The sequence below is a fragment of the Leptospiraceae bacterium genome, from assembly GCA_024233835.1.
GTDB lineage: Bacteria > Spirochaetota > Leptospiria > Leptospirales > Leptospiraceae > JACKPC01.
Map to the genome: position 1 here is coordinate 95,051 of JACKPC010000007.1, position 12,565 is coordinate 107,615.

The window sequence follows — 12,565 nt, forward strand, 5'->3', positions numbered from 1 at the left end:
TATCCCCAATATATCCAGGGTGATGACATTGAAAAAGAACAAAGAAGGAGAAGTTCGAAAACAGGAAATTCTCGACACTTCTCTTCAGCTATTTGAAACAACAGGATACAATAAAACGACTATTCAGGTTATACTGAATGAAGTAGGAATAGGAAAGGGAACTTTTTACTACTATTTTAAATCCAAGGAAGAAATTCTGGATACCATTGTCCGGAATTGTTTCCTGAGTGAATTCCAATCCCTGAAAAAATTGGCTGAAGATAATTCCCTGAGTGCCATTGAAAAAATCAATACTCTATTCTCTCACAGTCATGAAAAATGTGAATACAAGCGATTACAATTAAAATCTCGAATCAGCTCGATTCTATTAGATGAAGAGAATATATCTCTTTTTTTCAAGTATACAAAGTATTTTTTTAGAGAAGCCAAAACAAGTTATATACAAATTATCAAGCAGGGCATTCAAGAAGGAAGTATGAAGACAACTTCTGCGTCCAAAACTACCAGGGCACTACTCTACAACATGATCCATCAAAAAGCTTCCCTGGAAAAAAAAATCAAAAAAGAAAAAGATGATAAATAGCGAAAAGTGAAAATTCAAAGGGCTGTAGAATATATTCAGGAATTAGTTGAGAAAATTTTAGGAATTGAACCCGATACCTTAAGTTTTGCTGAAAATCTGGAAGAAGAGCTACAGAATTTATATAGCAATCCTGAACTTCGAGTATAAAAAAAGCAGGGATGAGCCCCTGCTTCTCGAACCTTTCCTTACACTGACCCACACTAAATCGGTTCTGCGTTTCGAATGGCTTCTTCGATTTCTTTAAGTTGTGTAGAAATCCTGGCGTCGATAGCACCCACATCGGTTTCGATAATCACTCCACCTCTATCCACGCGAGAGTCTTCGTAGATATTGACTTTCCGCAGAGATTCCATGAGCTTGATAAGTTCGTCTTTGTGCGCGGTAGTAATTTCCAGATCGGAGAAGTTAACCCGGATATCCACACGGTCTCTGTCTTTAATACGTTTGAGGGCTTCTCGAATATTATTCAATACAATCTCTTTACGCTCTATAATTTCATCTTTGATAACTTTTCTGGCGATAATCAAAATCATCTCAACCATCTGTTTTTCGGAGGCCTGGATAATATCTTCCCGAATATCAATAGCCTTTCCTACAATCGTTCCCAGACGGTCAATCAACCTTCGGACTTCACTCTGACCTTTCTTGAAACCTACTTCGCGACCGGCATCATAACCTTTTTGATAGGCCTCGTGTTCGATCTCATTCACCTTCATTTCGGCTTCTTTGATCATCCTCTCGGCTTCGAGTTTGGCCCTGTCTTCAACCTGGGCGGCACGAGCCCTTCCCTGGTCTTCTTCGGCTTTGATTTTTTCTTTGGATTCCTGAATCATCTGGAAGGCACGGGTTCTACCTTCCTCTACAATTTTATCCGCCTTGGCCCTGGCCTCTTCTAAAAGCTCCCGAACCTGGGCTTCCGTTTCCTGACGATAGCGGTCAAGCTCGGCTTCAATTTCATCGATCGAAGGCCCCTGATATTGCTCAATAACATTCCCTTCCTGGTCGACTTCAAAATCTTCTTCTTCCTCCGTAGGGTGATATTTCTTATACTTATCGGGCAGGTTTAAATCAATCTGCTCGTGAGAATCTGCAATTTCAATGGGTTTAAAGACTAACTTGGACATATTTATTTATCCTTCCACAGTTTGATTTCGCCAGAATCAATAGATTTATGTAGATGATCCATAATTCCTTTTTGTGCTTCTTCAATTTCCGCCAGGGTAACCGGACCCATACAATCCATTTCAAGTCGTATGGCTTTTGCTAACCAGGGTTCGCACTTTTCCAGTATTTTTTCCGCGACTGAAAGTTCTACACCTTTCAAAGAAAAGGCTACCACGATAGGGTTAAACGTGGCAAGAAATTTTGATAAATTTGTTCGGTCTACCCGCAACAAATCATCAAACGTATAAAAGTGCTCGTTTATATGTTCGGCATATTCGGGGTTGATCTCTTTTATTTTTGAAAATAATTTTACAGAAAGGTTGGGATTTAAACGGGCCAGAATTTCAGCAGCTTTTCTTCCACCCTTATTTTTAATTTTAGAAACCATCAGGTTGGATTCTATAATATCTTTTTTAAAACGGAGAAAACGTTCCAGTTCATCTCGAATTTCTTCCGAATGAAAATCGATTTTATTAATTTCTATAAGAATTTTCTCCCGTGTATTCTCAGGAAGCTCTTCTACCAGCGTAGAGGACTCACCCGGATCGGCAAAACACATGACCATAGCTATAATGCGGGGCGATTCGTCCTGTATTATCAGGTTTAATTCGTCTCGATTTTTTTCTTTTAGGAGGTTGATTTCCGAAACTTCCTGAATACCTTCCTGTATTATACTTTCAATTTTTCTATAAATAGCCGTATCACCCGGTTGACGACCGGGTGCTTTAAGACCGGAACTCGGACTATTTTTCTTTATATACCGTACAAACTCTTCCAAAACCCTGTTTTCTTCGGAAACACTGGTCGCAGACACGCCATTTAGTTTGTCCATGAGTTTTTCTATATCCCTGGCGTTTAATTTTTCAAGGGTATCCCTCGGAAGATAATCGCCAATGAGATTAAACAAAATGGCAGCTTTGCTATTGGAAGAAAAATCTGTCAACCGCTATCCTCTTCCGAAAGCCAGGTTCTGAGGAGCTGAGCCACCTCTTCCGGCTTTTCCTTGGCCATTTTCACTGCATTATCCAGAAGTTCCTTCCTGAGTTTTTCATCCGGAGAAAGTTCCACTTCAGCAGAACCTTCTTCCATAACCCGTAAAGCAGCCTCGCGCATCATCTGCTGTTGAGCAGCCAGCTCTTCTTCTTTGAGTCTTCTTCTTCTGGCAATTTCCTTTTTAACCGCTCTGTATATCAGGATGATGAGTATGAATGCTGTAAGTAAAGCCAGAGAAACAATAATCGCATTTCGAATCGTTTTCTGCCTTTCTAACTCGGCATCTTCTTTCGCAAATTGCTCGGAACGGTCTCTTTGCAGGGTCACTACGTTTAACTGATCCCCTCTGGCCGGGTCAAAACCAACGGCAGCTTTTAAGTTTTTTGTAATATTTCGAATCTCTTCTTCTGAAACAGGGGTGTATTTTCTTTCGTATTTAAAACCATCATCCGTAATTTTCTTAGTCCAGATTCCATCCACCACTACAGAAAGGGTAATTTTTTCTACCTTCCAGGGCTGCTTTTGAACATCCCGAACCTTCCGGTTAAATTCATAATTGGTTATATTCTCTTTTTTCTGATAATTAGCTTTCTGATAGTCTGTATCCTTGTATCCGGGAGGTAGATTGGGTTCCGTTCCGGCAGGTCCATCCGGAGTAAAACCGCGACCGGTAAAACTTTCCGTGGTTTCTTTGGAAGAAACTTTTAAGGAGTTCCCTTCTACTAACTCCAATTCACTATACGGTGTATCCGGATTATCCGGAATTTTCACTACAGGAGAAACTTCATTTGATTTATAGGATTCCTTATCCCAGTTTACGAGGTATTCGAAACGGGTAATATCCACCCTGTCCTCACCACCTAAAGTCCAGCGAAGGGTTTTTCGAATATCAAGCAGACGTTTTACCCTTTCTTCATCCTGAATCCTGAGTTTTTCCTGAATGAGCCTGAGTTCCAGTTTTTCTTTTTCGAGATCTTCTTCGAAGTCAGAAATTACCCGGCCTGTATCATCGGCTACAGTTACATACTCCGGTTTTAAACGGGGAACCGCTCTGGAAACAAGATTCACAATCCCCTTCACTTCTTTCTTACTGATAGATTCGATACCGGGGGCATAATGCAAAATTACAGAAGCCTTTACGGGGGAACGGGTAGTCTCAAATAACTCCGAATCAGGAAGCGCAATATTCACATAGGCTTTGTTGATGGGCTTCAAAGTCTGTAAAGATTTTTCTATAGCTCCTTTCAGAGCCCTAAATTTTTTAATATCTTTATCAAACTGGGTTTCTGTAAACTTTTCCACATCAAAAATTTCCCAACCGGGAACTCCGGGAGGAATTAGATTCTCCTGGGCCAGTTTTGTTACAATTTGCTGCCTCTTCTCAGGTTCCACAGAAATCACTGAAGTGTCTGAGGTGTTATAGGAATAGCCCATTGCATCCAGTTTTTTAGTAATTTCTGCGAAGTTTTTACTATCCAGATCGTGGAATAAGATGACATAATTCTTTTGAAGAGAAAAATTAGATAAGACAACAAAAGCTATCACTACGACCCCGAGGATCGCAGCAAGAATAGCCTTCTTGGTTTTATCCAGTTTAGACGATAACTCTTTGAGTTGATTCAGGAGTTTCTGAACCTGTTCGGGCATGAAAGGTACCTCTAGACATTAAAAAGTTTACAGTGACATAATTCAATTTCGGTATAAATGTACAATTTATTTTTTCTTTTTTTCCTCAGAAACAAAACAAACTGATTAAGTTGTTAATAAAAGAATAACTCATGAAAAGAGGAAAAAACCTGCATTCGTTTTATGCTATTTCACTGCTGTTAGGCTACTATAAAGAGCAAAGTTTGTCGACATATTTTTGCGTGTTAAGAGATAATTCTTTTGATTATTTACAGCTTAAATTTTTTTTTGTAAGTAGTTATGACGATCCAAACAGATAATTTAAGAATTTTGGAAACCCACTCCCTGATTCCACCGGGAGTAATTGTGGAAGATATACCCGTCTCCGATAAGGCTGCCGATACGGTGTCTAAGGCCAGGAATGATATATCCAATATCCTTCAGGGAAATGATGATAGAGTAATTGTGGTTTTAGGTCCCTGTTCCGTTCATGATATAAATGCGGTTATGGAATACGGCCATCGCTTAAAAGGAATCATGCCACATTTTGAAAGACAGCTTTTCATAGTCATGCGCGTTTATTTCGAGAAACCCAGAACTACAGTGGGTTGGAAAGGTTTTATCAATGATCCAGATCTGGATGGCAGCTTTAAAATCAATAAAGGACTGCAATTAGCCAGGAAACTCCTTGTGGATCTGACCGACAGCGGAATTCCCTGCGGAACCGAGTTTTTAGATGTAGTTAGTCCGCAGTACATTGCTGACCTGGTTGCCTGGGGTGCCATAGGGGCCCGTACCACCGAAAGTCAGGTGCACAGAGAACTCGCTTCCGGTCTATCCTGTCCGGTAGGTTTCAAAAATGGAACCGATGGAAATGTGCAAATAGCTGTAGATGCCATCAAAGCTTCTCACTCCACTCACCATTTCCTTTCCATTACAAAATATGGGAATACCGCAATCTTCAAAACTTCCGGGAATAAGGATACACATGTCATCCTCAGGGGCGGAAACTCAGGTCCGAATTATTATGCTGAACACATAGAAAAAACCTCGGAGCTATTAAAGAAAAACAAACTTCCGAGCGGGGTTATGGTAGATTGCAGCCATGGAAACAGTAAAAAAGATTTCAACAAACAGGTTCTTGTTATGCATAGCCTCTGCGAACAGATTGCCGGTGGTTCCAGGAATATTGTTGGAGCCATGATAGAAAGTCATTTAAAAGAAGGAAGTCAGTCCATAGACAATAAACCTTTAGAATACGGAAAAAGCATTACCGATGCCTGCGTTTCCTGGGAAATAACCGTTCCTATGCTCGAAGAACTGGCTGAAGCTGTAGAAACCCGCAGAAATCGGACTTGATAAATGTTAGCCTCTATTTTGTCATTTCACTCTTTTTTTTAAATGACAGTATAAAGCTAAAGAATCCAGAATACAAGCAAGGTGAGTGGCAAAAGCGGGAGACTTTCCCTATCCGGCAGGAATCCGGAGTTTTTTCGTAGCGTTTCGTTAGGAAGAAATCTGCCACAAATTTTGTCCGGCTTCCGGGCCGGCAAACCTAAAAACTGAGATGGGAAATATCTATGAAAATTCATGAATATCAGGCGAAGGAAGTTATAAGAAGGCATAAGGTAAATGTTCCTTTTGGAAAGGTCATTGATAGCCTTGATGGTTTCAATGCCGCATATACAGAAGTCTCTGCAAAATCCCCTGTTGTCGTGGTCAAAGCACAGATCCACGCCGGAGGAAGAGGAAAAGGGGGAGGTGTAAAAGTCACCAAAACCAAGGAAGACGCAAGAACAGCAGCAGAGAAAATTCTGGGAATGCAATTAATTACCCACCAGACCGGACCGGAAGGCAAAAAAGTACTGAAAGTCTATCTTGAACAGGGAATTGAAATCGCAAAGGAATACTACATCAGTCTTCTTTTAGACCGTGCTACCAAGAAAACTATCATCATGGCCTCTTCAGAGGGTGGAATGGAGATAGAAGAAGTAGCTGCGAGTAATCCGGAAAAAATCATTAAAATTTCTGTTGATCCGGGAATCGGCCTTCAGGCAAACCAGGCAAGAGAGCTGGCATTTAGTTTAGGACTTCCGAACGAAGCGCTAAAATCAGCCGTTCCGTTCTTTTTAGCTCTTCATGATGCCTATATTAAAGAAGATTGTTCTCTCTTAGAAATAAACCCTTTAATTCTTACCAAACAAAACGAAATCATCGCCGGTGACTGTAAAATTACCTTTGATGATAACGCTCTTTACAGAAGCCCTGTGAATGCAGCTTTCCGGGATAAATCAGAAGAAGACCCCTTAGAACTCAAAGCCAGCGAATACAACCTGAACTACGTAAAATTAGATGGAAATATTGGCTGTATGGTAAACGGGGCCGGACTTGCCATGGCCACCATGGATATTATCAAACACGCAGGAGCCGAGCCGGCTAACTTCCTTGACGTAGGGGGCGGTGCCAATGTGGAAACTGTTACAAACGGGTTTAAGATTATCTTAGGCGATCCACACGTAAAAGCCATTTTTGTAAACATTTTCGGTGGAATCGTTCGTTGTGATAGAGTAGCCCAGGGTATCGTAGAAGCAGCGAAAGCAGTGGATATTAAAGTTCCTCTGATGGTTCGTTTAAAAGGAACCAATGCGGAAGAAGGAAAAAAAATCCTGAGAGAAAGCGGTCTTGAACTGATTACCGCAGATGAGCTTTCCGATGCAGCGGAAAAAATTCCCAACCTGATTAAATAGGATAGGTAGAACATGGCAGTTTTAGTAGATAAGAATACAAGGCTTGTAGTACAGGGGATCACCGGGAAAGAAGGTGCCTTCCACACTTCCCAGATGATTGAATACGGAACCAATGTAGTGGCCGGAGTAACTCCCGGTAAAGGCGGACAAAAAAGCGAACACGGAGTTCCGGTTTTTAATAGTGTAAAAGATGCTATTGCCAAAGAAGGGGCAAATGCAGCGGTTATTTTCGTTCCTCCTCCTTTTGCAGCAGATGCTATATTAGAGGGAATTTATAATGAATTACCTCTGATTGTTTGTATTACAGAAGGAATTCCCGCACACGATATGCTGAAGGTAAATAGCGTATTACGCCATTCTAAAACAGTATTAATCGGGCCGAACTGTCCGGGGGTTATCTCACCGGGAAAATGCAAGATAGGGATTATGCCGGGCTTTATTCACAAAGAAGGAAGAATCGGTGTAGTATCTCGTTCCGGAACCTTAACCTATGAAGCTGTAGGACAGTTAAGTAATTTAGGAATGGGACAGTCTACCTGTATCGGAATCGGGGGAGACCCTATTATCGGAACCACCCATACCGATGCACTGAAGTTCTTGAACAGTGATCCGGATACAGATGGAATCGTAATGATAGGTGAAATCGGTGGAACGGCAGAAGAAGAAGCAGCCGAATACATCAAGAACCATGTAAAAAAACCGGTTGTAGGTTTTATCGCCGGCCAAACAGCTCCTCCCGGAAAACGTATGGGACACGCAGGTGCTATCATCAGCGGTGGAATGGGAACTGCGGAATCCAAAATGAAGGCTATGGCAGAAGCCGGGGTTCATGTTTGTAAATCACCTGCCGATCTCGGTGTAACCATGAAAAAAGCTCTCGGTAAATGATAGCTTTTTTCCTAAAAAGAAAAGCGGGGTTTTTAAACCTCGCTTTCAAAGCACTTATTCTCAGCTCTTTTTTTTTTCATCTAAACTTCCTACAAGCCACCGGCCTGAATAATGTCAAAGGCTTATACGGAGAACGTGCTACCGGTTTTGCCGGAGCCTTTACGGCTTTATCTGACGACCCCTCGGGTGCCTACTACAACCCTGCCGGACTTTCATTCGCAACCCATAATTATATTTCTGTAACGGCCAGTAGCTATAACCAGACAGAAAAAGTATATTCGAATATAGTAGGACTCTGGCAGGATTATAAACGAGAATCTAATACATATAATCCTAATTTTATAGGAGCTTTAAAACTTTTTGATAATTGGGCCTTCGCTTTTACCATTGTAAATACCATTTCAGAAGACTATAATCAGGGGGATCAATTTCGAGATCCGGGATACTTTCCTGACTTTTCTGAGATGCGCGCTGACTACTCGGAAAATGCCTTTCAATTTTTGTTCGGCCCCAGTATATCAATAAAAATTAGCAAAAATTCGGCTATTGGCTTCACGCTCTATGGCTTTAACGACAGAAGGCGAAGAAATATTTATGGAGAAGTCAGTGTAAAAGATGGAACCTACGGAATTGTTTCTATCAATGATAACCGGGTGACAAATGGAATGGAACCGATTTTCGGGATCCAAACTCAACTTTTGAATAACATGAGTCTGGGTTTATCTGTAAAGAAAAAATTTGCTACCGATAAAAACAGGAGGTATTCCTCCAGGAGTATATTAGGAAAAGACCATTTCTTCATCGAAGCCACTGATACTCAGAGTTCGGTCACTGCCGGAGGAAACCTGATTCGCTCCTATGATCCTGTTTCTAAACCCTATGCGTTTAGCGGAGATTCGAACTTTACAGGAAGTATACCGGAACCGATAGAAACAAGATTCGGCATCGCCTTTTTTCCGGATCGCTTTCTTACCCTTTCCACAGATATAATTCACACGTCTTCTTATAGTAAAAAGAAAAAGTATTACCTGAGTGATTATAAGAATAATATAGTATACTTATATGATTACGAACAAAAAGAGGTCCGGCAAAAAGAAACCATAAACTTTGCATTCGGAATGGAATATTTTTTCCTGGATAACCTTGCACTTCGAGTCGGTTACTTCACGAACCGAAGTGTAGTTAAAAAATTCAAAGTCTATGACTATCTCGTAAGCACATTTTCTTTGGTAGACAGCAGTGCCAGACTCAATTATTCTTTAAATGATCGTGGAGGACTTATCTACAACCTGCCCTCCTCTCCCAACACAAGTCCTTCTCAGGATTGGATGAACACAGAAGGCTATACCCTGGCCCTGAGCTTTGATACAGGTCAGGCTTCGACCAGTTTAAGTTTTGTGCATGAAGAAGGAAAAGGAAAAGGCCAGATTGAGCTTCTAAGAGAGCTTCCTCCTCTCAACAGTAGATTAAAAAGCTGGACGATTATATTAGCCGCTACTATTAAATATTGAAACTTGTAATAGATAGAAGCTTTCTCTTTTCAAGGTAAATGTGTAAGTGGAATCCGGAGTTTTTAAATTATAATTTGAACGAATTTCTGTTGTTCTGTCTATCACTGCTGCCGAATTTTTTTATATTTCTATAGAATTGCTGAAAAAAATCACACAGGCATCCAAATAATATTTCATGAATCCCACTCTTCCTGTAGAACTTTGATATATGAATCTACTTCTTCTCTATAAGGAGGTGTAATGAGTCCTACCCTCTGTCGAGGAGATTAACGATCTTTATACGATCCGCTATTCTCTTATCCTTCGTTGTCCTGTGAATCTTCTTTATTATAATTCTGTCTGCATCGTTGAGTGGGAGTTCCATATTAGAATTATCGTATATACCCCACGCTTTCTTTACTGTTTATCCGAAAAGCACTTTTCATTTAGTATAAAAATAATATATATCGCATAACGTTTGGTGACATGAAATGTTGGGGATTGCGTGACTGCGAACTTATCAACCGATAAGAACCGCTGCCTGTTGGCGGCACACTTGACAAACCACTTAAACCCCAATATTTTATGACCGCGTGTTGGCTGAAGTTATTTTATTTTTATTAACTCGTTTTTATGTACCTTTAAATATTCTTTAAAATTTTTTTCTCGTTCTGAAGAATCCTTATACCAATTATCCTCTAAAGTATTTAATTTACTTTCCAAATCCTTATCAAACTTATCAGATTCCTCATCCAACTGAGGCGGAATCTCCTGGTTATTAAAGTATTTTCTATAATCCTTATAAATTGAGACAATATCTAAAAAAATATTATATCCATTCTCATCTTTAATATCCTTAAGAGCGATTAAAAATCCATCATTATATCCTCCAGAGGTCTCTTGAAGAATTGAAATAAATCCACCATTATCAATTAAACCATCGCAAACAAAATAATAACATATTACCTTCTGAGCATCATTTAATCCTTTTGCTTTGTTTTTAGCAAATCCAAAATCATAGTAATGACTAAATACTTTTTGTTGAATATCAAAAGTATCAGGAAACATATCATACTCTTGTTTTGACAATTCTATCAAGCTTTGATTTTGAGAGTTACAAGAAATTGAAAATATCATAATCACAAAAATTATTATTGTTAATCGTTGCGTTGCATCTTTCTTTTAATTTCAGACAACGTCCCGAGCGTCATAAGACGTTTTCGCTAAATCCTATTTGGCGGAAATGTATTATACGCTCAGTTTGAGGGCTGTTTTTTGATTATCCAATAGGACTGCTTTTTCAGTGAGTTCTTTAAATTTTTCTAAAAGGAATTCTAATTTTGTAGGGTCACCGTTTGCTTTGAAAGTTTTATCTTTAACTTCAAATGTATACCAATCTTCTTCTGATTGTTCATGCAATTCATAGGGAATATTTAGAGTTTCTATTTCCGTTTCCTGTAAATCAATTTCTACATGCCATCCGGGATTGTCTATGGTTTTTATTAAAATACCATAGCTGTGCTCTCTGTCACCATTACATTGGGAATAGTACCAGTCTTGTATAAATTGTAAAGTATTCATTGATTTTCCCTTCTATTCCTTTTCGGTATTTCCTCCTCATTTGCTTTCCGTATATTTCCCGGAATCCCTTTTTCATGGACATGTGGAGTATCTATCATCTCATTTATTTTCTTATTAAAATGCTCATCTCCAAATAAATCAACCCTTTTTACTTCATCATAACCGGTTGGGTTTAGAATATTTCTAATATATGTTGCATATTTGAGAATATATCCATAAATATCCTCAATAAAGGTTGTATGGTTTCCTTCAGCATTGGGATCAGGTTTTAATTTGTTAAGTTTAGACATATCTATATACCCTTAGATTCCATAAGCAGATAAAACCTATCCCCACTATCTCGTAAAATAAATCTTTTGCCATTTAAGCAAGATCAGATCGAGTTTGCTTTTTGTCAAGACAAGAACTATACAAAAGAGTAGATGTATTAGGAATATAAATTCTAACAACTAAACACTTTTCATTTTAACAAATACTATAATAGTCAAATAATTTCTCTACTTTTAATATCTTAAACACATTACATCTAATTCTCTTTCTAAAGCTTTATCCATAGCTTTAGAAACAAGTAATTTTCTTTTAAGAATATTTACTCCTTCAAAATCTTCTGAAACTATTAGTAAATCTACGTCTGAACGGTCAGTTTCTTTACCCAAAGCACAGGAACCACGAATATAAACTTTCTCTGATATAAAATAAGGATTATCCTTTAGTTTTAACTTTAAAGTTTTTATTATATTTCTCAACAAAAATCACCCCATATGTTTTAAATACTTGAATTTCACCTAACGTCACGAGCGTGATGAGAAGTTTCCGCAGCTTCATAACTTGGTGGAAATTTTTCATACGCTCTGTTTGAGGGCTGTTTTTTGAAGTATCACTATCAAGCAATAGCAAATTCGGTATATTTTCTATTATAAGGTGGTTGTAATCCAAGAACAATGTCGGACTTAGGAACTCCTTTTTCTAAAAATAAAGTAGATAGTTCTTCATCTGTATTATTTTCTTGAATCCAAATTTTATCGTCAATAATGTCCAAATGAAATATACAATCATGAATTCTATCCAGTTCATTCCAGCCAACATGATATAAGAAATAATGATCATTTTCTTTATCTGTTATAACTTGAATATCAATGTCTGGTAAATTGGAAGGTTTTACTTTTGCTTCCTCTTTAAGAATATTTATTATTATGTCTCTATAAGATTCTAATTTATCCATTGTTCAATAATTTCCATAATCGGATGATATATTACCAATTTCATTTTATAATCTTCAAGCATCTCTTTATAAAAATCGCTTTTTTGCATTTTTTTGTGTTTATCCTCTGGAACTGCAAGATATAGTATTCTATCTGACTTTGTACCTATTAACATTTTTAGATAGGAAAGATATTGTCCCAGAGCAATATAAAAACCCTGTATTAGCGACTCTTCGGATGTACGTAAGCGTATCATGAACCTTTACCGAATAAAAATTTGACTCCGTAGGT

The 12,565-nt window shown here is 38.6% G+C and carries 15 protein-coding genes; 6 read left to right on the top strand and 9 right to left on the bottom strand.

Features of this window, described 5'->3' with window-relative positions; all coding sequences use genetic code 11:
* The first annotated feature begins 28 nt into the window (after positions 1-28).
* Both H7A25_24540 and H7A25_24545 read left to right on the top strand, forming a co-directional pair.
* Positions 29-583 (top strand): TetR/AcrR family transcriptional regulator, encoded by a 555-nt coding sequence (locus H7A25_24540; GenBank protein MCP5503090.1) that lies wholly within the window; start codon positions 29-31, stop codon positions 581-583.
* Positions 584-589: 6 nt separating this feature from the next.
* On the top strand, positions 590-730 hold the full coding sequence (locus tag H7A25_24545) for a hypothetical protein (GenBank protein ID MCP5503091.1): 141 nt from the start codon (positions 590-592) through the stop codon (positions 728-730).
* Between the two features lie 53 nt (positions 731-783).
* Here the strand turns inward: H7A25_24545 and fliH are convergent, their stop codons facing one another.
* From fliH to fliF, 3 genes are read right to left on the bottom strand one after another with little or no spacing between them, the layout of a single operon-like run.
* The gene (fliH, locus tag H7A25_24550) at positions 784-1,707 is read right to left on the bottom strand and encodes a flagellar assembly protein FliH (protein ID MCP5503092.1); all 924 of its coding nucleotides are present in this window, start codon (positions 1,705-1,707) and stop codon (positions 784-786) included.
* A 2-nt stretch (positions 1,708-1,709) separates the two neighbouring features.
* Positions 1,710-2,690, bottom strand: a complete 981-nt coding sequence (locus tag H7A25_24555; protein MCP5503093.1) for a hypothetical protein — start codon at positions 2,688-2,690, stop codon at positions 1,710-1,712.
* Positions 2,687-4,387, bottom strand: coding sequence for a flagellar M-ring protein FliF (gene fliF / locus H7A25_24560; GenBank protein MCP5503094.1), 1,701 nt, complete (start codon positions 4,385-4,387; stop codon positions 2,687-2,689). The genes H7A25_24555 and fliF overlap by 4 nt, the downstream gene beginning before the upstream one ends.
* Before the next feature lie 279 nt (positions 4,388-4,666).
* Here fliF and H7A25_24565 point away from each other — a divergent pair, with 279 nt between their 5' ends.
* The 4 genes from H7A25_24565 (at position 4,667) to H7A25_24580 (ending at position 9,512) form a co-directional block, all read left to right on the top strand.
* The gene (locus tag H7A25_24565) at positions 4,667-5,725 is read left to right on the top strand and encodes a 3-deoxy-7-phosphoheptulonate synthase (GenBank protein MCP5503095.1); all 1,059 of its coding nucleotides are present in this window, start codon (positions 4,667-4,669) and stop codon (positions 5,723-5,725) included.
* Between the two features lie 221 nt (positions 5,726-5,946).
* Entirely contained in the window at positions 5,947-7,113 is a 1,167-nt protein-coding gene (sucC, locus tag H7A25_24570; GenBank protein ID MCP5503096.1) for an ADP-forming succinate--CoA ligase subunit beta, read from the top strand.
* A gap of 12 nt (positions 7,114-7,125) precedes the next feature.
* Positions 7,126-8,001 carry a succinate--CoA ligase subunit alpha gene (sucD, locus tag H7A25_24575; GenBank protein MCP5503097.1) on the top strand — a complete coding sequence of 292 codons (876 nt, stop codon included), beginning with the start codon at positions 7,126-7,128 and terminating at the stop codon, positions 7,999-8,001.
* Positions 7,998-9,512, top strand: a complete 1,515-nt coding sequence (locus H7A25_24580; protein MCP5503098.1) for a hypothetical protein — start codon at positions 7,998-8,000, stop codon at positions 9,510-9,512. The genes sucD and H7A25_24580 overlap by 4 nt, the downstream gene beginning before the upstream one ends.
* Before the next feature lie 585 nt (positions 9,513-10,097).
* On the opposite strand, the gene H7A25_24585 is transcribed toward H7A25_24580, so the two are convergent.
* The 6 genes from H7A25_24585 to H7A25_24610 all read right to left on the bottom strand — a co-directional run bounded on the left by H7A25_24585 (position 10,098) and on the right by H7A25_24610 (position 12,530).
* Positions 10,098-10,559, bottom strand: coding sequence for a DUF4375 domain-containing protein (locus tag H7A25_24585; GenBank protein MCP5503099.1), 462 nt, complete (start codon positions 10,557-10,559; stop codon positions 10,098-10,100).
* A gap of 180 nt (positions 10,560-10,739) precedes the next feature.
* A complete protein-coding gene (locus tag H7A25_24590; protein MCP5503100.1) occupies positions 10,740-11,072 on the bottom strand; it encodes an immunity 53 family protein in 333 nt (110 codons plus the stop codon).
* Positions 11,069-11,362 (bottom strand): hypothetical protein, encoded by a 294-nt coding sequence (locus H7A25_24595; protein ID MCP5503101.1) that lies wholly within the window; start codon positions 11,360-11,362, stop codon positions 11,069-11,071. The genes H7A25_24590 and H7A25_24595 overlap by 4 nt, the downstream gene beginning before the upstream one ends.
* A gap of 213 nt (positions 11,363-11,575) precedes the next feature.
* On the bottom strand, positions 11,576-11,818 hold the full coding sequence (locus H7A25_24600; GenBank protein MCP5503102.1) for a nucleotidyltransferase domain-containing protein: 243 nt from the start codon (positions 11,816-11,818) through the stop codon (positions 11,576-11,578).
* Positions 11,819-11,955: 137 nt separating this feature from the next.
* Positions 11,956-12,294 (bottom strand): XisI protein, encoded by a 339-nt coding sequence (locus H7A25_24605; protein ID MCP5503103.1) that lies wholly within the window; start codon positions 12,292-12,294, stop codon positions 11,956-11,958.
* Positions 12,282-12,530, bottom strand: a complete 249-nt coding sequence (locus H7A25_24610; protein MCP5503104.1) for a hypothetical protein — start codon at positions 12,528-12,530, stop codon at positions 12,282-12,284. The genes H7A25_24605 and H7A25_24610 overlap by 13 nt, the downstream gene beginning before the upstream one ends.
* Positions 12,531-12,565: the final 35 nt, after the last annotated feature.